General features: G+C 53.5%; 22 protein-coding genes, 1 pseudogene and 1 riboswitch. Of the genes and pseudogenes, 11 read left to right on the forward strand and 12 right to left on the reverse strand.

The features are described from left to right. Positions 1-18: 18 nt before the first annotated feature. From manY to mntP, 4 genes are all read left to right on the forward strand, one after another. Positions 19-819 carry a PTS mannose transporter subunit IIC gene (gene manY / locus AAER43_RS13705; protein ID WP_008500490.1) on the forward strand — a complete coding sequence of 267 codons (801 nt, stop codon included), beginning with the start codon at positions 19-21 and terminating at the stop codon, positions 817-819. 12 nt (positions 820-831) lie between these two features. Beyond that, positions 832-1683, forward strand: coding sequence for a PTS mannose transporter subunit IID (locus AAER43_RS13710; protein WP_006810994.1), 852 nt, complete (start codon positions 832-834; stop codon positions 1681-1683). Between the two features lie 61 nt (positions 1684-1744). Continuing rightward, positions 1745-2203 (forward strand): DUF986 family protein, encoded by a 459-nt coding sequence (locus AAER43_RS13715; protein WP_050861732.1) that lies wholly within the window; start codon positions 1745-1747, stop codon positions 2201-2203. A 199-nt stretch (positions 2204-2402) separates the two neighbouring features. After that, positions 2403-2593, forward strand: a riboswitch (yybP-ykoY riboswitch). A 10-nt stretch (positions 2594-2603) separates the two neighbouring features. Further along, positions 2604-3170, forward strand: coding sequence for a manganese efflux pump MntP (gene mntP / locus AAER43_RS13720; protein ID WP_014884281.1), 567 nt, complete (start codon positions 2604-2606; stop codon positions 3168-3170). Here mntP and rlmA read toward each other — a convergent pair. From rlmA to mgrB, 6 genes and pseudogenes are all read right to left on the reverse strand, one after another. Next, positions 3167-3982 carry a 23S rRNA (guanine(745)-N(1))-methyltransferase gene (gene rlmA / locus AAER43_RS13725; protein ID WP_047624818.1) on the reverse strand — a complete coding sequence of 272 codons (816 nt, stop codon included), beginning with the start codon at positions 3980-3982 and terminating at the stop codon, positions 3167-3169. The genes mntP and rlmA overlap by 4 nt on opposite strands. Before the next feature lie 67 nt (positions 3983-4049). Continuing rightward, the gene (ftsI, locus tag AAER43_RS13730) at positions 4050-5768 is read right to left on the reverse strand and encodes a peptidoglycan glycosyltransferase FtsI (RefSeq protein WP_050861731.1); all 1719 of its coding nucleotides are present in this window, start codon (positions 5766-5768) and stop codon (positions 4050-4052) included. A gap of 218 nt (positions 5769-5986) precedes the next feature. Then, complete coding sequence (cspE, locus tag AAER43_RS13735) at positions 5987-6196, reverse strand: transcription antiterminator/RNA stability regulator CspE (RefSeq protein ID WP_001062678.1); 210 nt, start codon at positions 6194-6196, stop codon at positions 5987-5989. Between the two features lie 12 nt (positions 6197-6208). Beyond that, positions 6209-6353 (reverse strand): annotated as a pseudogene (locus AAER43_RS13740) (DUF2627 domain-containing protein). Between the two features lie 671 nt (positions 6354-7024). Next, on the reverse strand, positions 7025-7315 hold the full coding sequence (locus AAER43_RS13745; protein ID WP_014884285.1) for a YebO family protein: 291 nt from the start codon (positions 7313-7315) through the stop codon (positions 7025-7027). Positions 7316-7389: 74 nt separating this feature from the next. Next, on the reverse strand, positions 7390-7533 hold the full coding sequence (mgrB, locus tag AAER43_RS13750; RefSeq protein ID WP_014884286.1) for a PhoP/PhoQ regulator MgrB: 144 nt from the start codon (positions 7531-7533) through the stop codon (positions 7390-7392). Positions 7534-7693: 160 nt separating this feature from the next. Here mgrB and AAER43_RS13755 point away from each other — a divergent pair, with 160 nt between their 5' ends. Then, complete coding sequence (locus AAER43_RS13755; protein WP_014884287.1) at positions 7694-7933, forward strand: YobH family protein; 240 nt, start codon at positions 7694-7696, stop codon at positions 7931-7933. A 66-nt stretch (positions 7934-7999) separates the two neighbouring features. Here the strand turns inward: AAER43_RS13755 and kdgR are convergent, their stop codons facing one another. Further along, positions 8000-8791 carry a DNA-binding transcriptional regulator KdgR gene (gene kdgR, locus AAER43_RS13760; protein WP_014884288.1) on the reverse strand — a complete coding sequence of 264 codons (792 nt, stop codon included), beginning with the start codon at positions 8789-8791 and terminating at the stop codon, positions 8000-8002. 178 nt (positions 8792-8969) lie between these two features. Here kdgR and AAER43_RS13765 point away from each other — a divergent pair, with 178 nt between their 5' ends. Further along, the gene (locus AAER43_RS13765) at positions 8970-10343 is read left to right on the forward strand and encodes an MFS transporter (RefSeq protein ID WP_050861730.1); all 1374 of its coding nucleotides are present in this window, start codon (positions 8970-8972) and stop codon (positions 10341-10343) included. Between the two features lie 50 nt (positions 10344-10393). Here the strand turns inward: AAER43_RS13765 and htpX are convergent, their stop codons facing one another. The 4 genes from htpX to AAER43_RS13785 form a co-directional block, all read right to left on the reverse strand. Beyond that, on the reverse strand, positions 10394-11275 hold the full coding sequence (htpX, locus tag AAER43_RS13770; protein WP_014884290.1) for a protease HtpX: 882 nt from the start codon (positions 11273-11275) through the stop codon (positions 10394-10396). A gap of 193 nt (positions 11276-11468) precedes the next feature. Continuing rightward, positions 11469-13517 carry a carboxy terminal-processing peptidase gene (gene prc, locus AAER43_RS13775; RefSeq protein WP_045268888.1) on the reverse strand — a complete coding sequence of 683 codons (2049 nt, stop codon included), beginning with the start codon at positions 13515-13517 and terminating at the stop codon, positions 11469-11471. A 19-nt stretch (positions 13518-13536) separates the two neighbouring features. Beyond that, complete coding sequence (gene proQ, locus AAER43_RS13780; RefSeq protein WP_014884292.1) at positions 13537-14223, reverse strand: RNA chaperone ProQ; 687 nt, start codon at positions 14221-14223, stop codon at positions 13537-13539. Positions 14224-14319: 96 nt separating this feature from the next. Further along, positions 14320-14817 carry a GAF domain-containing protein gene (locus AAER43_RS13785; RefSeq protein ID WP_050861729.1) on the reverse strand — a complete coding sequence of 166 codons (498 nt, stop codon included), beginning with the start codon at positions 14815-14817 and terminating at the stop codon, positions 14320-14322. Between the two features lie 132 nt (positions 14818-14949). Here AAER43_RS13785 and yebS point away from each other — a divergent pair, with 132 nt between their 5' ends. The 4 genes from yebS (at position 14950) to AAER43_RS13805 (ending at position 20701) form a co-directional block, all read left to right on the forward strand. Further along, on the forward strand, positions 14950-16233 hold the full coding sequence (yebS, locus tag AAER43_RS13790; RefSeq protein ID WP_050861728.1) for a membrane integrity lipid transport subunit YebS: 1284 nt from the start codon (positions 14950-14952) through the stop codon (positions 16231-16233). Then, positions 16202-18835, forward strand: coding sequence for a PqiB family protein (locus tag AAER43_RS13795; protein ID WP_014884295.1), 2634 nt, complete (start codon positions 16202-16204; stop codon positions 18833-18835). The genes yebS and AAER43_RS13795 overlap by 32 nt, the downstream gene beginning before the upstream one ends. 77 nt (positions 18836-18912) lie before the next feature. Continuing rightward, positions 18913-20355 carry a 16S rRNA (cytosine(1407)-C(5))-methyltransferase RsmF gene (rsmF, locus tag AAER43_RS13800; RefSeq protein ID WP_050861727.1) on the forward strand — a complete coding sequence of 481 codons (1443 nt, stop codon included), beginning with the start codon at positions 18913-18915 and terminating at the stop codon, positions 20353-20355. Between the two features lie 106 nt (positions 20356-20461). Continuing rightward, positions 20462-20701: a YebV family protein gene (locus AAER43_RS13805; protein ID WP_050861726.1), complete on the forward strand. Its 240-nt coding sequence runs from the start codon at positions 20462-20464 to the stop codon at positions 20699-20701. Between the two features lie 34 nt (positions 20702-20735). Here the strand turns inward: AAER43_RS13805 and pphA are convergent, their stop codons facing one another. Then, positions 20736-21380, reverse strand: a complete 645-nt coding sequence (gene pphA, locus AAER43_RS13810) for a protein-serine/threonine phosphatase (RefSeq protein ID WP_014884297.1) — start codon at positions 21378-21380, stop codon at positions 20736-20738. A 167-nt stretch (positions 21381-21547) separates the two neighbouring features. Here pphA and AAER43_RS13815 point away from each other — a divergent pair, with 167 nt between their 5' ends. Next, positions 21548-22489 carry a VirK/YbjX family protein gene (locus AAER43_RS13815; RefSeq protein WP_023338430.1) on the forward strand — a complete coding sequence of 314 codons (942 nt, stop codon included), beginning with the start codon at positions 21548-21550 and terminating at the stop codon, positions 22487-22489. Positions 22490-22827 lie beyond the last annotated feature (338 nt).

Below are 22827 nucleotides of genomic sequence, written 5' to 3' on the forward strand. Positions count from 1 at the left end.
TGTAATAGGAGAAGTACAATGGAGATTACCACTCTTCAGATTGTGCTGGTGTTCGTCGTCGCATGTATTGCGGGTATGGAATCCGTACTTGATGAATTTCAGTTCCACCGTCCTCTGGTGGCCTGTACGTTGATTGGTGCCGTTCTGGGTGATATGAAAACCGGTATCATCATCGGGGGTACGCTGGAAATGATAGCCCTCGGCTGGATGAACATCGGTGCTGCCGTTGCGCCAGATGCCGCGCTGGCCTCCATCATTTCGACCGTTCTGGTTATTGCCGGTCATCAGAGTATCGGTGCAGGTATCGCTTTGGCCATTCCTCTGGCCGCAGCAGGCCAGGTTCTGACCATTATCGTACGTACCATCACCGTTGCTTTCCAGCACGCGGCGGATAAGGCGGCCGAAAACGGCAACCTCACGGCACTCTCCTGGATCCACGTTTCATCCCTGTTCCTGCAGGCGATGCGTATCGCCATTCCGGCGGTTATCGTTGCGATCTCAGTCGGTACCAGTGAAGTCCAGAGCATGCTGAACGCCATTCCAGAAGTGGTCACCGGCGGTCTGAACATCGCGGGCGGTATGATCGTGGTCGTTGGTTATGCGATGGTCATTAACATGATGCGCGCAGGCTACCTGATGCCGTTCTTCTACCTCGGCTTCGTCACCGCAGCATTCACCAACTTCAACCTGGTTGCACTGGGTGTCATTGGTGCCGTAATGGCAATTCTCTACATCCAGCTCAGCCCGAAATATAACCGCGTTGCGGGTGCCCCAGCGCAGGCTGCTGGTAACAACGATCTCGATAACGAACTGGACTAACAGGTGAGCGAAATGGTTGATATGACAAAAACTACCACCGAGAAAAAACTCACTCCGGGTGATATTCGTGGCGTGTTCATCCGTTCTAACCTGTTTCAGGGTTCATGGAACTTCGAACGTATGCAGGCGCTGGGCTTCTGCTTCTCCATGGTACCGGCGATCAAGCGCCTGTACCCGGAAAATAACGAAGCACGACGTCAGGCGATTAAGCGTCACCTGGAATTCTTCAACACCCATCCATATGTAGCCGCGCCGGTTCTGGGCGTAACGCTAGCGATGGAAGAGCAGCGTGCCAACGGCGCAGAGATTGACGATGGTGCGATCAACGGTATCAAAGTCGGTCTGATGGGTCCTCTGGCCGGTGTAGGTGACCCTATCTTCTGGGGTACGGTTCGTCCGGTCTTTGCCGCGCTGGGGGCGGGGATCGCCATGAGCGGCAGCCTGCTCGGTCCTCTGCTGTTCTTTATCCTGTTCAACGCTGTGCGCCTGCTGACCCGTTACTACGGCGTGGCCTACGGCTACCGCAAGGGCGTGGATATTGTTAAGGATATGGGCGGCGGCTTCCTGCAGAAACTGACCGAGGGGGCGTCAATCCTCGGCCTGTTTGTGATGGGGGCACTGGTGAACAAGTGGACGCACGTGAACATCCCGCTGGTGGTATCGACCATCACCGGCCAGGATGGTCAGACCCGCGTCACCACCGTGCAGACTATCCTGGATCAGCTGATGCCGGGCCTGGTACCGCTGCTGTTGACCTTCGCCTGTATGTGGCTGCTGCGTAAGAAGGTGAACCCGCTGTGGATCATCGTTGGCTTCTTCGTCATCGGTATCGCGGGCTACGCCGTCGGCCTGCTGGGTCTGTAAAGCAGTAACGTGAGACGCCGGGGGCTTGCCCCCGGTTTTTTATCGGTTATCCGGAGGATGAATGACTGTCACGGACATCGTACTGGTTTTATTTATTGTTGCCCTTCTGGCTTACGCTATCTATGACGAGTTAATTATGCCTCGCCGCCACGGCGAGACGCTACTGACCCTTCCCCTCTTACGCCGCGGACGTATTGATGCGTTTATCTTCGCGGGTCTGGTGGTCATTCTGATCTACAATAACGTCACCAGCCACGGTGCAATATTAACCACATGGTTATTATGTGCGCTGGCATTAATGGCGATTTACCTTTTCTGGATCCGTTCGCCAAAACTCATTTTTAAAAAACACGGATTCTTCTTCGCCAACGTATGGATAGAATATAACCGCATTAAAGAGATGAATTTATCCGAAGACGGTGTGTTAGTGATGCAATTAGAACAACGCCGCCTGCTCATCCGGGTCAAGAATATTGATGACCTTGAAAAAATCTACACATTACTCCTTAAAACTCAATAAGTTAAATTTATAGCATCGGCTATATATTACGCTATTTTCTCACCCTGAATATAGCCGTTGCTATATCTGCCATCCTCTTTTGACTTATATTCATTAACGATATTTTCACGCATAAACCTAAATGAAAATCGTTATCAAGAAAGCGAGTAAATTAAGCCTTCCTTGATGTTGTTTTATATTCTCAAAATATGTTAAGGTTGCGCCCGTCGTTGGGGAGTAGCCGATTTCCTGCACGCAGGAAATGTACGTGTCAACATACTCGTTGAAAAACGTGGCACGTACGGATCGCTTTCAGCACGCTTACGGTGCAAAAGAGATCAGGCGAGACCATAGATACATCAACTGCTGTTTACTGGGGGCAGTGATGTGTCATATGGATATCCCCGGTCTGGACGCTGTTATGAATATCTCCGCTACGATCCTTCTCGCTTTTGGCATGTCCATGGACGCTTTTGCTGCCTCCATTGGCAAGGGTGCCACGCTCCACAAACCTAAATTCTCAGAAGCACTGCGTACCGGGCTGATTTTTGGCGCCATCGAAACGCTGACACCGCTCATCGGTTGGGGTCTGGGTATGCTCGCCAGCCAGTTCGTGCTCGAGTGGAATCACTGGATCGCGTTCGTTCTGCTGGTGTTTCTCGGTGGCAGAATGGTCATCGAGGGTTTTCGCGGCGGGGATGATGAAGGTGCGGAACCGCAATACCGCCATGGATTCTGGCTGCTGGTGACAACCGCTATCGCCACAAGCCTTGACGCCATGGCCGTCGGGGTGGGTCTGGCTTTCCTGCAGGTTAACATTATCGCCACTGCGCTGGCCATTGGCTGTGCAACACTGATTATGTCCACGCTGGGCATAATGGTCGGACGCTTTATCGGCCCGCTACTGGGTAAACGCGCCGAGATCTTAGGCGGTATCGTTTTGATCGGCATTGGTGCCCAGATCCTCTGGGCACACTTCGCGGGTTAAGCGTCGCGCTGCCAGACATGGATACTGAAATCTGTCTGGCAGCTAAACGTCGTCCGGGCCGCTAGCGCCGCCCAAACTTCCGGTTTTGCCCGCCACGCGAACGGCGTCATCTGCAACAGTGCTACCGCCTCCTGCCCCTCCAGATCCATTTGATACGCCACTGACTTCTCCTGCTTCAGCGTAAAACCGGCCAGCTGTTCAGAATGGGGGGCATGCAGACGCACGTCATCATAGATAAGCCCTTTCAGTTCCATCAGATGACGCGGGCCGGGTGTGACGGTGATGACCCATCCGCCGGGTTTCACCACCCGTGCAAGCTCTTGCGCTTTACAGGGAGCATAGATGCGGATGATAGCGTCCATACTGGCATCTTCGAACGGCAACCGGTGGCTTGAAGCCACGCAGTACGTCACGTCAGCGTAGCGTTTAGCCGCCGCGCGAATGGCCACTTTCGACACGTCGAGACCGAATGTTACGGCCCCCTTCTCACGCACCACTTCCGCAAACCGCGCGGTGTAGTATCCTTCTCCACAACCGATATCCAGCATGGCGGACGCCGAATCAGGCAACATATCATCCAGCATCTGCGCAACTGTCTCCCGCAGCGGCAGATAGTGTCCGGCATCGAGAAATGCACGACGTGCCTGCATCATCTCCGCACTATCACCCGGATCGCGGGAGCGCTTATGCTGCACCGGCAGAAGATTCACATATCCTTCTTTCGCCATATCAAACTGATGTCCCTGCGGACAACGATAACTTTTATCTGAGCGCATCAGCGACGCATGACAAAGGGGGCAACTGAAGGACATGGCAACTCCGGGGCATAAACCAAAGGGCGAAGTGTACCGCTATTCGCCCCGCTATAAAACGGCTGGATTACCGCATGACGATAAGGTGGTCAGAACCGGCCGGGAGGCCATCAGGTTTTATATTCTCCAGGCGCAGCACGTTGCCCATGATTTCGCTGAAAACCGGCGCTGAAACCGCCCCACCGTAGTACGCCCCGTTTTGAGGCTCGTTAATCACCACGACCAACGCAAAACGCGGATCGCTCGCAGGCGCGACGCCCGCGGTATAGGCGACATATTTATCGACATATTTGCCGCTGTCATCAATCTTCTTCGCCGTACCGGTTTTTACCGCCACGCGGTAATCACGCACCGCGGCCTTAACGCCACCGCCACCGGGTAGCGCAACGCTCTCCATCATATGCTCCACGTCATGCGCGATCTCCTCCGGCATAACGCGGTGCCCGATAACGGGGGGATCGATGCGGGTGATCGACAGGGGACGCTCCAGTCCAAATCCGCCAATCGTCGCATAGACGTGGGCAAGCTGGAGCGGCGTCACCATCAGGCCATAGCCGAAGGCAAAGGTCGCGCGGTCGAGCTGGCTCCAGTACTTACGCTGTGGCAACAGGCCCGCGCTCTCCCCCGTTAAGCCAAGACCCGTGTTCGTGCCAAAACCAAAGTTCCGGTAGGTATCAAGAAGGTGCTGTATGGGCATTGCCAGCGAGAGCCGGGAGACTCCGGTATCGCTCGATTTCTGCAGGATCCCGGTCATCGTCAGCTCCGGGTAGTAGCCCACGTCGCGAATACGGTGTCCATCAAGTGTATAAGGATGGGTGTCAATCACGCTGTCCGGCTGGACCAGCCCCTGCTGCAGCGCCGTCATCAGCACCAGCGGTTTAACGGTCGAACCGGGTTCGAACGTATCGCTAATAGCCCGGTTACGAAAATCGTTAATTGTCGCGCCTTCCCGGTTATTGGGGTTGAAGTCCGGGTAACTCGCCATGGCGAGTATTTCGCCGGTTGGGATATTGATCAATACCGATGCCCCTGACTCGGCCTTATTCCAGGCCACGGCATTATCCAGCGCGTCTTCGGTAATGGTCTGTAGCCGCTCGTCGATGCTGAGCTGAATGTTATGCGCTGGCGTGGGCGCAACTTCCGTCAGGTTTTCAACCACCCGGCCGTAGCGATCCTCCCTTACCTGTCGGACACCCGCTTTACCCGTCAGCTGAGTATTAAAGCTTTTTTCCACCCCTTCAATGCCCTGCCCGTCAATATTGGTGAAGCCAATCAGATTGGCCGCCACGTGGCCTGCCGGGTAAAAACGGCGCGATTCATCACGCAGGTTAATTCCCGGCAAATTCAGTTTATCAATCCATTTGGCCTGCGCAGGATCAACCTGACGAGCCAGGTAAATGAACCGGCCCCTGGGATTGGCGTTAATGCGCGAAGAGAGGGTATTCAGGGAGAGATGAAGCGCGCTCGCCAGCGCCTGCCAGCGATCGTCAAAACCAACGCCCCCTTTTGCGAGTACCGTTTTAGGGTCGGCCCATACGGCTCTGACGGGCACGCTGACCGCCAGAGGTCGGCCTTCACGATCCGTGATCATCCCTCGTGGAGCATCAATCGTCAGCTGACGCAGCGATCGCATATCTTCCTGCTTCACCAGGTTGTCTGGTTTGATGATTTGTAGCCAGGCAACACGACCCAGCAAAAAAGCCAGACTGCAGAAAATAGCAAAACAGAGCAGCGCAAAACGCGCTGGTGTGAAATTGCCAGCGCTCATAATTAATTTCTTTTTCACCTGAACCCCAGAGCTGTTAAACAACGCTCTGATTTAACGGGAAAAGATGCGCTGAGGGAGGCGAAACTGTGCTTCTAACCTCGCAGCTTTGCAACAAGTTGCTAACGAGACAGAGGATAGTCATATTTTGAAAGATAAGGGCATAAAAAAGCCCCGCATTGTGCGAGGCTTTATGTCTGAGATTGAAGTGCTACGCGCTTCAGTCAGCAGCGGTTCGATCAGATAGCAGTTACGTTAACTGCAGCTGGGCCTTTCTGGCCGTCCTGAATTTCGAACTCAACGTTCTGGCCTTCAGCCAGAGTTTTGAAGCCGTTACCCTGGATTGCAGAGAAGTGTACGAACACGTCTTTGCTGCCGTCAGCAGGAGTAATGAAACCAAAACCTTTAGACTCGTTGAACCACTTAACTTGACCTTTAATCTTTGCCATTTGCAAAATTCCTTAGAGTGTTTTCTTAGCCCGCAGGCATTGACTGAGATAAAACTGAGACATTACTGCATGAGGCACTAATATAAGGTTCGGCAGAGAAGCGGTATTCAACGACAACGTGTTTACTCAGGACTTCTTTACTGAAAATGCCACACATAAACAGAACTGTACCTCGTTTGACCCAAAACGTGTTATCACACACTATGTTTAATATGGCAAGCCATTTTTAAACATGTCTCGATCCGCCGCACAAATTCGAACACTGTCTGTAAGGATTTGCACAATTATGCGCGATACACACAGACAGCTTAACGCTTTTACACAGGCTCTACGGTGCTTTCGCAAGCACTGTAATCTAAGACTTTTTTAACATAGCTCAATCATTACAATGCGTCCAGCAACCGTGAAAAGAAATCTTCGGAATTGATTGAGTTAGAACAAATTGTGAAAACTTATGCTTAAATCATTGCAACGGGGGCGTATTGTTTCAGGAAAAACTCAATGTTAATAATCCGCACCGAACTGTATTAAAATGCAGCAGGTAATAAGGAGGGTTATGCACCAAAATAATGAAATTTTTATGACGCTGCATCAAAACAAGGCAAGCAAAACGTTTCGATAAAAATAAAACATTTTTGAGCGTAGATACATACAGAATATATGCAACAATTCATCGCTTCGTTTATAAGGATAAATAATCGCCAGTTTTCAGTATCCTGAAAGTACTATTAACTGGTGCTAAATTATCTGCCTTACTACTTAACGCGTTTTCAGGGAGGGATTACACCTGGACTGAACCAGACCACAGTCCCTCCCGGGACACGGCAATCAGCGCTCAGCCACCAGACGGATAAAATCGTCCTGATCCTGGTTGTTTTCAGCGACAGCCTCTTTTGACTCGTCTTTCCCTTCCGGTTCGTTAGCCTCGCACAGACGACGCAGCAGCGCATTCTGACGCTTTTGCTGATCGAGCAGCGCTTCCAGCAGTTCAATCTGCTCGTTTGTACGGGAACTGGCACGGTTCACGAAAAACCAAATGACTAGACCCACCAGCAGAACAACCAAAGAGATCATCAGGGATGCTACATTCAGCAACCCTGAGTTCAGTAACTCACCCATTTCACCACCTCAATAAAAACGCCTATTTTACCACTGGTGCGAAGGAAGGAAATCACCTTAAGAAAAAATGCGTGCTACCACGGGATAAACTTATTGATTGCGCAAACGCCGCTAAAAAACTGTACATCCTGATCGCACATCACATTGATCGTCTGCGTCCATAACACCACGCACGCTATCAGTACGACAATCAGAATCACCCAGCGTATTTTTTTCACTCCACACTCCGTCTAAAGACCTGATACAACCAGGTTATCACGGTGACCTTAAACAAGGACTAACTGTACCAACATCAGGTCTTTTTCAGAATCCTGCACTTGTTTCATTACGTAAACCGTTTAGGCTAGCCTCATGATAACAACGATAAAAGAGGTAACAATGCGCGTAATCATTCGAACGATTATAGTACTGGCGATACTCTGGATTGGACTTTTGTTAACCGGCTACGGTGTGCTTGTGGGAAGCACCGAAAATGCAGCAGGCTTAGGTATTCAGTGTAAGTACGTAACAGCACAAGGCGTAAGCACGGCGCAGTATCTCCATTCTGACAGCGGCATCATTGGTTTAACCAACTGCCCGGTACTGAGGAAGATGTCCGTCGTGGTTGATAATGGCTAACTGGCCTGGTTAACCACTGACGAAAAACGCCGCAAAAGATGCGGCGTTTTTTTATGCTAAAACGCGTTAAAAGGGATAGTCGTGATAGCCCATCTGCTCGGAAATCTTACGCGCGGCAGTGTGCAGAATAGCCACATACTCGTGCAGACGCTCTTCTGAGAAGCGCAGGGTTGGGAAAGAGATACTTAAACCCGCGATCACCACGCCAAACCGGTCAAACACCGGAACGCCGATGCAGCGCAGCCCTTCTTCCTGCTCTTCGTTATCTTCGCCGTATCCTTGTTCACGCACCTTGTCGAGTACCGTTAACAGTTCATCAGTATTGGTAATGGTTCGTTCCGTACTGCGTTTATATTCCACACCATCAAGGATCTGCTTCACCTCTTCGCGATCGCGCCACGCCAGCAGAACCTTGCCAATTGCCGTGCTATAAAGCGGGTTGCGGCGGCCAATGCGCGAATACATACGCAGGTTGTACATGGAGTCGATTTTATGGATGTAAACAATGCTGTCTTCATCCAGTGCACCCAGGTGGATGGTCTCTTTGGTCAGACGGGAGATCTCACGCATCTGAATGTCCGCGCTGCGGATCAAATCAACGTTTTGCAGCGCCCGGGCCCCCAGTTCGAACAGCTTTAGCGTCAGAGAGTATTTTTCAGACTCTCCTTCCTGCGCTACATAACCCAGTGACTTCATGGTTTGCAAAAAGCGGTAAACGGTGCTTTTCGACATCATCACACGCTGCGACAACTCTGTAATACCAATTTCACGCTCTTCTCCGAGCGCCTGTAAGATGCCAAACACCTTCAGCACGGAAGAAACAGAATCTGGCTGTTTATCCAAATCCGCAATTGCCATTTACCACCTCATAGAGAGTGTTTTATAAAAATCAGAACCGGTTTTTATTATAAATTCCTGTGATGTTACCTGCAATCAATGCGCGTTTGTTTCGTTACAAATCTGCGACATATAACGGCGTTAACAGTGCTAAAATCGTTACCCTGAGAATAATTTCACCCTGAGCTTTTTATCCCCGATGGAAAAGAACCTTTCCGATGGTCTGCCTTTGCCCCTGCGGTATGGCGCCATTGCTACGATTATTATTGGGATCTCAATGGCCGTCCTCGATGGCGCGATTGCGAACGTTGCCCTGCCCACTATCGCCAGCGACCTCCAGGCATCCCCGGCCAGCTCGATATGGATTGTTAACGCCTATCAGATTGCGATTGTGATTTCCCTGCTCTCCTTCTCTTTCCTCGGCGACATGTTCGGCCACCGTCGGGTCTATCAGTGCGGCCTGGTGGTGTTCACCTTTACCTCGCTGTTATGCGCCCTGTCTGACTCATTGCACACGCTGACGCTGGCGCGCATAGCGCAGGGCTTTGGCGGTGCGGCGCTGATGAGTGTAAATACGGCATTGATCCGCTTGATCTATCCGCAACGCCACCTTGGACGCGGGATGGGAATAAACTCGTTTATTGTCGCGGTTTCCTCCGCCGCCGGACCAACAATTGCAGCAGCCATACTTTCTGTCGCCTCATGGCAATGGCTCTTTGCCATAAACGTGCCGCTGGGTATCGTGGCTATCTTCTTTGCCCTGCGTTTTCTTCCTGCTAATGGCCCCAAAAGTACCATGCCGCGTTTTGACGTCCCCAGCGCAGTGATGAATGCACTGACCTTTGGTCTGCTGATTACAGCCCTGAGCGGCTTTGCTCAGGGGCAATCCATGGCGCTTACCGGCATCGAGCTTATCGCCCTGCTGGTAACAGGATTCTTCTTTGTTCGCCGTCAGCTCGCCCTGCCCGTTCCTTTGCTGCCGGTAGATCTGCTGCGTATCCCCCTCTTTTCGCTCTCCATCTGTACGTCCATTTGCTCGTTCTGCGCTCAGATGCTGGCGCTGGTTTCTTTGCCCTTCTTTCTGCAAAGCGTGGTAGGACGTTCGGAGGTGGAGACCGGGCTGCTGCTAACGCCCTGGCCACTGGCGACGATGGTGATGGCGCCGCTGGCGGGTTACTTAATTGAACGTATCCATGCCGGTTTGTTGGGTGCGGTGGGACTGGCCGTCATGGCAACCGGCCTTTTCGCGCTGGCACTGTTACCGTCATCACCCAGCGATCTGGACATCGTCTGGCGCATGATCCTCTGTGGTGCGGGGTTCGGCCTGTTTCAGTCCCCCAATAATCACACCATCATCACCTCTGCGCCCCGTCACCGCAGTGGCGGCGCCAGCGGGATGTTGGGAACTGCGCGCCTTCTGGGGCAAAGCAGCGGCGCGGCGCTGGTTGCCCTGATGTTTAACCTTGCCGGGCAAAACGGTAACCACCTTGCGCTGCTCACCGCCGGCGCGCTTGCCACCCTCGCGGCCATCGTCAGCGGTCTGCGCGTTACCCAGCCCAGGGTTCAGGCATAAAAAAAGCCGGGCGGAGAATACGCCTGCCCGGCTTATTGTGACGTTTCGCGTTACTTCAGGTATTCCCCACTGCGCAGCGCTTCAATACGTTTATCCAGCGGCGGGTGAGACATAAACAGCTCACTGAGCGACTTTGATTTACCGTTGATGCAGAAGGCCATCATGCTGTTCGCTTCCTGCGGCTCGTAGCTGGTTTTCAGGCGCTGCAGGGCAGCAATCATCTTCTCGCGTCCCACCAGTTTCGCAGAGCCGGCATCCGCGTGGAATTCACGGTGGCGCGAGAACCACATGGTGATAATACTCGCCAGAATACCGAACACCAGTTCCAGCACCATCGACACGGCGAAGTAGATCAGCGGGTTACCGTTGCTCTCTTCACCTTCATCACGGTTGCCGCCCATAAAGCCCGCCGCAATCTGCGCCAGGATACGGGAGATAAAGATAACGAAGGTGTTCACCACGCCCTGAATCAGCGTCATGGTCACCATGTCGCCGTTGGCAATATGGCTGATTTCGTGAGCGATGACCGCTTCGGCTTCGTCACGGCTCATGTTTTGCAGCAACCCGGTGCTGACAGCAACCAGCGATGCATCACGACGGGCACCCGTGGCAAACGCGTTAATATCGGGCGCATGATAAATGGCCACCTGCGGCATGGCGATCCCGGCCTGACGGGATTGCTGAGCCACCGTATTCATCAGCCACTGTTCCATATCGTTACGCGGCTGCTCAATCACCTCACCGCCGACGGATTTCAGCGCCATCCACTTTGACATCAGCAGGGAAATGAACGAGCCACCAAAACCAAACAGCAGCGCCATAATCAACAGACCCTGAACGCTGCTCGACTGAATTCCTGTCAGGCTTAGCACGAGCCCGAAAACCACCATCACCGCCAGGTTGGTGAGCAGGAAGAGCGCGATTCGCATCATAATTTTCTTTTAACCTCAGTTTAACAAAGCGCACTATGCGATTACCCACATCGTATGGGTATTGCGGCTATTTTCAAGCATCCGGAGGGCGTAAGTCACCAGAAAGACACAACTTTACACAATTGGAAATCTGCCTGACGGAAGGATGCGGAACAAAAAGAAACAGGCACAATTTCTTGTGCCTGTTGGGGGATTATTTCGCCGGAACGGGTTGCTCGGCAGGCTTATCTTTTTCCAGATTCGCCAGGTCGAGGGCGATATGCACCGTCTCGTCCAGGTAAGGATCCGGCTCCTGGTAATCTTTTGGCAGATCGTCCAGTTTCTTGAGCAGAGGCTTACCTTCACGCTTGAAGCGGTCGTTGATACGGGCCAGACGCGTGGCATCGTCTTCGTTGTTCTCTTTCTCACGCTGGGCGTAGTTCAGAGAAACAATATTCCGTTTATCCTTCAGGGCATTGAAACGCGCAATGTCCTTCATGATGTACTGGAATTCCGGATCTTTCGCGATGCGGTCGTTATGCGCTTTCAGCAGTTCAGGGCCAAATTGCGTCATATCACCCGCTTTCACATAGGTCGCAGCATTGATGCTGTCCCACGGTAACGCGTTATCTTCAAACTTCTCGCCAGTTTCGGTCTCTTCCGTACCTGTCGGCATCATGATGTCCGGCGTGACGCCTTTACGCTGCGTACTGCCGCCGTTGACGCGGTAGAACTTCTGAATGGTGTACTGCACTGAACCCAGGGCAGGCCATTCCGGACGCAGCATCTGATCGTAGATACGGTTCAGCGATCGATACTGCTGAACGGTGCCTTTACCAAAGGTTGGCTCACCCACGATCAGCGCACGGCCGTAGTCCTGCATTGCCGCGGCAAAGATCTCAGACGCGGACGCACTGAAGCGGTCGACCAGCACGACCAGCGGGCCTTTGTAGTAGACCACACCGTCGTTGTCGGCATCTTCACGGACTTTACCGTTGTTATCACGCACCTGAACCACAGGGCCAGACGGGATGAAGAGGCCAGAGAGCGATACCGCTTCTGTCAGCGCACCACCGCCGTTGCTGCGCAGGTCAATGATGACGCTGCTGACGTTCTGTTTCTCAAGTTTCTGCAGCTGAACCTTCACATCGTCGGTCAGCCCTACGTAGAAGCCAGGGATATCCAGGACACCCACCTTCTCTTTACCCACGGTTTTCACCGACATTTTCACCGCGCGGTCTTCCAGACGGATACGCTCACGGGTCAGGGTAACGATACGGGTTTTAGTGCCTTTACCCGCTGGTAGAATTTCCAGACGAACTTTGCTGCCTTTCGGACCTTTAATCAGCGCAACCACGTCGTCAAGACGCCAGCCAATGACATCGACCATGCCTTTACCGGTTTGTCCGACCCCGACAATGCGGTCACCTACGCTGATCGCTTTGCTTTTGGAGGCCGGGCCACCCGCCACCATGGAATTGATCACGGTGTAATCATCGTCCATCTGCAGTACCGCACCGATACCTTCCAGAGACAGGCTCATTTCGGTATTGAACTGTTCGGTGTTGCGCGGGGAGAGATAGTTGGTGTGCGGATCGATTTCGTGCGCAAAGGCCGTCATTGCCAGAGAGAAGACATCCTCACTGTTGGTCTGCGCCAGACGACGAATGGCAAATTTGTAACGACGCGTCAGCGTGTCACGGATCTCTTTTTCATCTTTGCCGGTCAGCTTGAGACTCAGTTCGTCGTATTTGACCTTTCCGTCCCACAGCGCATTCAACTCGGCTTCATCTTTCGGCCACGGCGCTTTGCTGCGATCAAGATTGAAATTGTCGTTGCCGGTGAAGTCCATCGGACGTTCGAGCACTTTCAGGGCGTACTGATAGCGTTCAAAGCGGCGCTTTTGCGACAGGTTGTAGAGATCGTAGAAAAGATCCAGCTTGCCTGACCGCAACTCATCACCCACCTCGGATTTGCGCTTAGCGAACTGCTCGACATCACTGGCGAGCAAAACGTTATGGCTGTAATCCAGCAAGTTCAGATAGCGGTCAAAGATTTTGGCCGAAAAGGCCTGATCGAGATCGAACTGACGATAGTGCGAGCGGGTGAAACGAGACGTCACGCGCTCGCTCACCGTCGCATGCTGCGTCTCTTCCTTGAGTACCGGAATTTGATCAACACGCGTGATATCGTCCACTGCGAAAGCATGGCCTGTTATAGCAAACAGACCCGCCAGCGCGGTGAGCTTAAAAAAAGTGTTCATGCCAGGCTTGGCCTCCGTTTCAGAACAACAAGTGTTCTGCGCGTACAATCATTGACATACCAGAAGTCAGCTGTACACGAACGCCATCTTTGGTGATTTCCAGTACGGTGGCGTCCATAGCATTGTTGCCCGCTTTGACCTTCAGCGCCTGACCCACGCTCAGCGCGTTGATGTCAGAAACCGGGGTATGTCGCGGCTCTTCACGAGGCGCACGTGGGGCTTTGGCTGCTGGTTTGTCTGCACGCGGTTTGCGATCGTTATTATCGTGACGACGCGGCGCAGGGCGCGGTTTACGCTCACGACGAGGCGCTTCTTCCTGGCCGTTTGCCGCTGCGGCTTCGCGTTTTTTCGCTTGCTGTTCTGCACGTTGTGCCTGAACGCGTGCTTTGGCTTCTTCAAGCTGCTTGCGTGCGTGTTCAACGTGCTGCTCGTCCAGCTCACCACAAGGGTTGCCGTCGAGATCCACGCGAGTCGCGCCCGGTTTGATACCGTACAGGTAACGCCAGCTCGAAGTATAAAGACGTAAGGCAGAACGCAACTGAGTTTTGCTGAGGTTCATTTCCCCCTCAACGCGCGCTACCAGATCCTGAAAAATACCGACTTTCAGGGGACGAGCTTCACCTTCCGCGCTGAAGCACTGCGGGAAACGCTCGGCCAGAAATGCGATAACTTCTTTACTGCTATTCAACTTAGGTTGATTTTCCATGAAATTTCCTGATTACAACGGACGTTGCCAACAAGCGCAGGCATGAACAGGCGTCATTATAATGACGCTATCAGTAAATGCTACGTTATCCGTTGATTATCCTGCGACGCTCGCAAAGAATTTTTGATAATCGGTGCCGGCAAGGACGTTTTCCAGATTCGCCACCAGCTCGCGCAGCCCTTGCTCGTCCTCGGTTGTGAAGCGACTGAAGACGGTGCTGTCGATATCCAAAACGCCAATAATCTGATTTCTTACCACCAGCGGCAGTACGATCTCAGAATTACTGGCGGTATCACAGGCGATATGCCCGTCAAACGCATGAACATCTTCCACACGCTGTACCTGATTCTCGGCCACCGCAGTACCGCATACACCGCGCCCGACCGGAATACGCACGCAAGCCAGTTTGCCCTGGAACGGGCCAAGTACCAGCGTGTCACCTTCCAGGAGGTAAAAGCCAGCCCAGTTCACGTCAGAGAGACGTTCGAACAACAATGCGCTAGTATTTGCCAGAGTGGCTAAGAAGCTGGTCTCACCCGCCATCAATGCCTTAAAATCGCGGTTCAGATCCGCGTAGAATTCTGTTTTGTTCATTATTCAATCACTTAGTTGTCTTACAAAATTACCGCATAGCCTATTAAAATAAGCATTAAATGCGCTCATGCTCAAGATGAATCCGTTCATGAGTTAATATAACGTTCAACAATACTTATTTGTGCGCAGCTGATGGCCTTAAAAACAACCAAAATTACGCCGACAAAAAAGATAACGGTCCATACGGTAAGAGACGCTTTGCCTCGTGCACATTATCAGCGTTGCCCCCAGTGCGATACGCTTTTTATGTTGCCGAAGATGAAATCGCACCAAAGTGCCTTTTGCCCCCGATGTGACGCGAAAATTCGTGACGGCCGAGACTGGTCGTTAACCCGTCTGGCCGCCATGGCCGTCACCATGCTGCTGCTGATGCCCTTCGCCTGGACCGAGCCCCTGCTGAAGCTCTACCTGCTTGGCGTACGCATTGATGCCAACGTGCTGCAGGGGATCTGGCAGATGACCCGCCAGGGCGATCCGATTACCGCTGCCATGGTGCTGTTTTGCTCCGTTGGCGCGCCACTGGTGCTGGTTGCAGCCATTGCCTATCTGTGGTTTGGCAACATCCTGGGGATGAATCTTCGCCCGGTGCTGCTGATGCTGGATAAACTCAAAGAGTGGGTGATGCTGGATATCTATCTTGTCGGTGTGGGCGTGGCATCAATTAAAGTGCAGGATTATGCTTTTCTGCAGCCGGGCGTCGGGCTTTTTGCCTTTATCTGCCTGGTGCTGCTCAGCATCCTGACGCTGATCCACCTGAACGTTGAGCAACTCTGGGAGCGTTTTTACCCTCAGCGCCCTGCCACCCGTCCGGATGAGAATCTCCGCGTCTGTCTGGGATGCCATTACACCGGGTTGCCCGATCCCCGTGGGCGCTGTCCGCGCTGCCACATACCCTTGCTGCATCGACGCAATAACAGTCTGCAAAAATGCTGGGCGGCACTGATTGCCTCCCTGGTGTTCTTGATCCCCGCCAATATGCTGCCGATTTCCATCATTTACGTGAATGGTGCCCGTCAGGAGGATACAATCCTCTCCGGCATTATCTCCCTGGCACACAGCAACGTTGGGGTGGCGGCCATCGTCTTTATCGCCAGTATCCTGGTTCCTTTTATCAAAGTCGTGGTGATGTTCACCCTGCTCATCAGCATTCACTTTAAGTGTGAACAAGGATTACGAACCCGAATACTGCTTCTGCGATTTGTCACCTGGATTGGCCGCTGGTCCATGTTGGATCTGTTTGTGATTTCGCTGATGATGTCGCTAATAAATCGCGACCAGTTACTTGCTTTTACTATGGGACCCGCAGCTTTTTATTTCGGCTCTGCGGTGATATTGACTATTCTTGCTGTGGAATGGCTGGATAGCCGCTTACTTTGGGATGCACATGAGTCAGGAAACCCCCGCTTCGCCGACTGAAGCGAGAATTAAAACTAAACGCCGCATTTCGCCATTCTGGTTGCTGCCTGTCATCGCCCTGATGATTGCTGGCTGGCTTATCTGGACGAGCTATGAAGATCGCGGAAGTACCGTCACCATTGATTTCCAGACCGCCGACGGCATCGTCGCCGGACGAACCCCCGTTCGTTTTCAGGGGGTTGAAGTCGGTACGGTTCAGGACATCTCACTCGGAAAAGGGCTGAACAAAATTCAGGTGCGGGTCAGCATTAAATCGGACATGCAGGACGCGCTGCGCAGCGAAACGCAGTTCTGGCTGGTTACGCCGAAGGCGTCTTTGGCGGGTGTCTCGGGGCTGGATGCGCTGGTTGGCGGTAACTACATCGGTATGATGCCAGGCAAGGGCGAACCGCAGGATCACTTTGTCGCGCTGGATACGCAGCCAAAATACCGTCTCAATAACGGCGATCTGATGATCCATCTGCAGGCGCCGGATCTCGGCTCACTGAACAGTGGCTCGCTGGTCTATTTCCGAAAAATTCCGGTGGGTCGCGTTTACGATTACGCCATCAATCCGAACAAACAGGGCGTGACCATCGATGTGCTGATCGAACGCCGATTCACCAACCTGGTGAAAAAAGGCAGCCGCTTCTGGAACGTGTCTGGCGTAGATGCCGACCTCAGCCTGAGCGGTGCTAAAGTGAAGCTGGAGAGCCTGGCCGCGCTGGTAAACGGGGCGATTGCCTTTGACTCCCCGGAGAACTCCAGCCCTGCTGCCGCCGATGATACGTTCGGGTTGTACGCTGATCTGGCGCACAGCCAGCGAGGGGTGATCGTCAAACTTGTTCTGCCCGATGCGAAAGGTCTGAAAGCCGGATCAACACCGCTGATGTATCAGGGTCTGCAGGTAGGTCAGCTCACCAAAATGACGCTCAACCCTGGCGGCTCGGTGACGGGCGAAATGACCGTCGACCCCAGCGTGGTCGATCTCCTGCGCGAGAAAACGCGTATCGAGATGCGCAGTCCGAAGCTCTCTCTGAACGATGCCAGTCTCAGCACTTTGCTGACCGGCAACACGTTTGAACTGATCCCCGGAGAAGGAAAGCCAAGCAACAACTTCGTGATCGCCCCGGCGGATAAAGCCCTGCTGCAAAAACCGGGCGTTGTGACGGTTACGCTAAATGCCCCCGAAAGTTATGGTATTGAAGCCGGTCAGCCGCTGATCCTCCACGGTGTCCAGGTGGGTCAGGTTCTGGAGCGAACGCTTTCCGAAAACGGCGTGAGCTTCTCGGTAGCGATCGATCCGCAATACAGCAACCTCGTCCATGGCGACAGTAAATTCGTGGTGAACAGCCGCGTCGATGTGAAGGTAGGCCTGGACGGCGTAGAGTTCCTTGGTGCCAGTGCCAGCGAATGGGTTAACGGCGGCATTCGCATTTTGCCGGGCGATAAAGGCCCCATCCGCGAAAATTACCCGCTGTATGCCAACCTGGACAAAGCGATTGAAAACAGCCTGAGCGATCTGCCGACGACCACGCTGACCTTGAGCGCCGAGACGCTACCGGACGTCCAGGCGGGTTCTGTGGTGCTGTATCGCAAGTTTGAAGTCGGGGAAGTGATCGCCGTTCGCCCGCGTGCGGACGCGTTTGATATCGAACTGCATATCAAGCCGGAGTATCGCAAGCTGCTGACGCCAAACAGCGTCTTCTGGGCCGAAGGCGGCGCGAAAGTTCAGCTTAACGGTAACGGGCTGACCGTGCAGGCCTCCCCGCTCTCACGCGCGCTGCGCGGCGCCATTAGCTTCGATAACCTCAGCGGTGCAGGCGCAAACCTGCGTAAGGGCGATAAGCGTATTCTCTTCCCGTCCGAAACCGCCGCGCGTGCCGTGGGTGGGCAGATTACCCTGCATGCGTTTGATGCCGGTAAGCTGGCGGAAGGCATGCCGATTCGCTACCTGGGCATTGATATCGGCCAGATCCAGAAGCTGACGCTGATCACCTCCCGCAACGAGGTACAGGCCACCGCGGTGCTCTACCCGGAATATGTGCAGACCTTCGCCCGCACCGGTTCCCGCTTCTCGGTGGTGACGCCGCAGATTTCGGCCGCAGGCGTTGAACATCTCGACACTATTCTGCAGCCCTATATCAACGTCGAACCCGGCCAGGGCAATGCACGGCGTGATTTCGAACTGCAGGAAGCCACCATCACCGATTCGCGCTACCTCGGTGGCCTGAGCATTGTGGTGGAAGTCCCGGAAGCAGGCTCACTTGGCATCGGCACGCCGGTTCTGTTCCGCGGTATTGAGGTAGGTACGGTAACGGGTCTGACGCTTGGTACGCTCTCCGATCGTGTGATGGTGGCGTTACGTATCAGCGACCGTTACCAGCACCTGGTACGAAATAACTCGGTATTCTGGCTGGCCTCTGGCTACTCACTGGACTTCGGCCTGACGGGGGGCGTGGTGAAAACCGGTACCTTCAACCAGTTCATCCGTGGCGGTATTGCGTTTGCCACCCCGCCGGGCACGCCACTGGCGCCAAAAGCGCAGTCAGGGAAACACTTCCTGCTGCTCGAAAGCGAACCGAAAGAGTGGCGTGAATGGGGAACGGCCCTGCCGCGTTAATCTGAAAGGCTCCGGTGTCAACGCGCCGGAGCCTTTATGTTACACTGCGCACCTGAACTTTTCCCTGTGGTGTGCACGTGGCTCAAAACTCCGTATTTCTTCCTGAACAATTCCTTGCGCAAATGCGCGAGGCGCTCCCCTCTCACCTGTCGTTAGATGATTTTATCGCCGCCTGCCAGCGTCCGTTACGCCGGAGCATTCGCGTCAACACGCTGAAAATCAGCATTGATGATTTTCTGACGCTGGTTTCCCCCTACAACTGGCAGCTTACGCCGGTGCCCTGGTGTGCAGAGGGGTTTTGGATCGAGCGCGATGACGAAGATGCCGTGCCGCTGGGAAGTACCGCAGAACATCTGAGCGGTCTGTTTTATATTCAGGAAGCCAGTTCGATGCTACCGGTTGCCGCCCTGTTCGCAGAGGGCAACGCACCTGAATGCGTGATGGACGTTGCCGCTGCGCCCGGCTCGAAAACCACACAAATTGCCGCCCGGATGGGTAATCACGGGGCGATTCTTGCCAACGAATTTTCCGCCAGCCGCGTGAAAGTCTTGCATGCCAACATCAGCCGCTGCGGTATTCAGAATGTCGCCCTGACGCATTTTGACGGACGCGTGTTTGGCGCCGCCTTGCCGGAAGCGTTCGATGCCATTCTGCTCGACGCCCCCTGCTCCGGCGAGGGGGTGGTGCGTAAAGATCCCGATGCGTTAAAGAACTGGTCTGTGGAAAGCAATCTTGAGATCGCTGCCACGCAGCGCGAACTGATCGACAGCGCCTTTCACGCCCTGCGCCCCGGCGGCACGCTGGTATACTCCACCTGTACCCTCAACCGCGATGAAAACGAAGACGTCTGTCTGTGGTTGAAAGAGCAATACCCGGATGCCGTTGAGTTCCTGCCACTTAACGATCTGTTTGCCACGGCAGATGAGGCCGCCACGCCGGAAGGTTTCCTGCACGTGTTCCCACAGATTTACGACTGCGAAGGGTTCTTTGTGGCTCGTCTGCGCAAAACTCAGGCGGTGGCTCCCCTGCCAGCCCCGAAATTTAAGGTCGGCAATTTCCCGTTCGCCCCGCTGAAAGGCCGCGATGCTGTGCAACTTAAAGCCGCCGCCAATAAGGTTGGGCTGATCTGGGATGAGAATCTGCACCTCTGGATGCGTGATAAAGAGATATGGCTGTTCCCGGCACCCATTGAGCCGCTTATTGGTAAAGTCCGTTTTTCACGTATCGGGATCCGCCTGGCGGAAGTGCATAATAAAGGGTACCGCTGGCAGCACGAAGCGGTCATCGCCCTGGCGGACAGCGATAACACGTTTGAACTGACGCATCAGGAAGCCGAAGAGTGGTATCGTGGTCGCGACGTTTACCCGGAAACTACCCCGTCTCAGGATGAGGTTATTGTGACGTATCAGGGCTTCCCGTTGGGTCTGGCGAAAAAGGTCGGCTCGCGGCTGAAAAATAGTTATCCGCGGGAGTTGGTCCGCGATGGCCGGTTGTTTACGGGTAACAGTCCCACCGACTAAAAAAAAGCGCATTTTTTTACTGGCGATTTTGCTCTCCTTGTCTACGATCAAAAATGGATGCCCATACTGGTCATACCAGATTCTGAAAACCGACCCGGAGAGCACTATGACGAAAACCAGCGTGCGTATTGGCGCTTTTGAGATCGACGACGCAGAGCTGCGCGGCGAAACACAAGGCGATCGAACGTTAAGTATTCCCTGCAAGTCCGACCCGGATTTGTGCATGCAACTCGACGCATGGGATGCGGATACCAGCGTCCCGGCGATACTTGATGGCGAACACTCTGTTCTTTACCGTGAGCATTACGATAGCAAAACCGATGCCTGGGTCATGCGCCTTGCCTGACCTAAAGAGAACCCGCCCGAAGGCGGGTTATTTATTACTGTAGCTGTGCCAGCGTGAAGTAACCGTCGAACACCGCTCCGGTATCAATATAGTGCAGGTTATCAAAATCATACCGCCTGTCGACGGGCGTATGCCCGAACCAGAAATGATCCGCACCGCTAATCCCCTGCCCTTTGCCCACCATAAAGCCCATCAACCTGTCGCGATCCCACAGCACGCGCTGGGCGCTCACCGGTTTTTGCCAGCGATATTCCGCGGCGGGGTAATCTGCGTGCGCAATAACATTGAGACCGTTTGCGCAGGTTATCTCGATAATATGCGGCAATTCGCGGCAGGCGTTTAGTAACGTTCGCGCCAGCGCCTGCTGCTCGCGATCAAGGCGCGTAAACCACACTCCACCATTCATCGCCCACAGCGCAGAATCGTTATTGTCCAGACTATCCATTGCCATTTGCTCATGGTTACCCCGCACGGCTCTGAACCATTTCTCATTGATGAGCTGCAGTGTTTTTACGCTGTCAGGACCGCGATCGATCAAATCGCCAACGGAAATAAGCAAATCCTCATACGGATTAAAATGGCGGCGTTTCAGTTCGTCCATAAGCCACTGATAACAGCCATGTATATCGCTGACAACCCAGACGTGACGCCACATCCCACCCTCTATTCGCTGATACATAAGGCCTCCTTTAAACAGTATAGCCGCCGTATAAAAAGCAAAAGACGGGAGCGGTCCTGACAAAGTCAAACAAACGGTAAACCAACCAGAAATAAAGATCCTCACGCTATTAATCCCTTATTCCTGGCTCCTTAGAATAGAGGCAGAAAAAAACGAGGGATCTTCACGTGTCTAATACACACCTGCATAACGATGTGTTCTACCCACATCGCACAAATATAATTTCCGAGCTGGTGAACGGCGAACGTGTCCCGGGACCCATCTGGCGGAAACGCGATTATCGGCTGAAGTTCCTTTTACGTTCGCTTCTGTTCTGGTCTTCCACCCGTCGCATGCTGGAAGCCCTTTCAGGGCGTGACGATTTCGACAAACTGCTCGCCGCTCAAATTACATTGCCCAGCAAGACCCATCGGCAGTATCTGATGCGTGGCCTGACCGCGAACGATCGCGCCGACGCTATCGTTAACCATTATTACTGGATCGATAGCCTGAAAGAGCGCACCCTCGCCCAGGCGCTGACCAGCCCGCAGGAACAAACCGTTGTTCAGTTCCATGCAAAAGAGGGCGTGATCTATACGGTTAATGCATCCTCTGCCGGGAAAGCCGAGCGCGAAGGTGAGAGCACGCTGTGGCTGCGCGATAACGAGGATACGCTGCTTGCCAGCCTGACCTTTAGCGTAGCCCGCAGCAACGGACAACGCGTAATAGTAATTGGCGGGCTTCAGGGCCCCCGCCGCTGCGTGTCGCGGGACGTCATTAAACAATCCACCCGCGCCTGTCACGGCCTGTTCCCTAAACGCGTGCTGATGGAAGTTCTTTTCCAGCTGGCCTTACAGTCATCTGTTAAGGCGATTTTTGCCGTCAGCGACGAGGGACACGTTTTCCGCGCATTGCGCTATCGCCTCAGCAAAGGCCGCCATTTCCACGCCAGCTATGACGAATTCTGGGATTCTCTGGGCGGTAAAAAGGTCTCCGGCTTCTGCTGGCAACTCCCGCTGCAGATGGAACGCAAATCTCTCGACGAGATCGCGAGCAAGAAGCGTGCGGAATACCGCCGTCGTTTTGAATTGCTTGATGAAATTGAGGCGTCGGTAAAATCCCGCTTTTAAGCACGGCGCTGACTTTCCTTAATTGCTCACAAAAATTTAACAAAACAGGCAAAAAGGGCTGGACTTCCGCCTGCGGTGTTGTGATATGTTTTACGAAGTCGCACGGGATGCATCCGCTGCATAAAGATGATAAAAGGCGTAACGTATTGTCTTTCATACAGATAAAAAGAGACCGAATACGATTCCTGTTTCCGTCACAACCAGCCTTTTTTGATTTAATTCAACCGTTTACACTTCAGAAACCCGTTAAATTCGGGTTTCAATGCTTACCAATACATCCATTCAAGATCAAACCGTTGCCATCTTTTTCGTGTGGTCGACGAGTGAACTTCGGGATC

The sequence above is a fragment of the Enterobacter sp. FUJ80071 genome (genome assembly GCF_038739915.1).
Lineage (GTDB): Bacteria > Pseudomonadota > Gammaproteobacteria > Enterobacterales > Enterobacteriaceae > Enterobacter > Enterobacter kobei.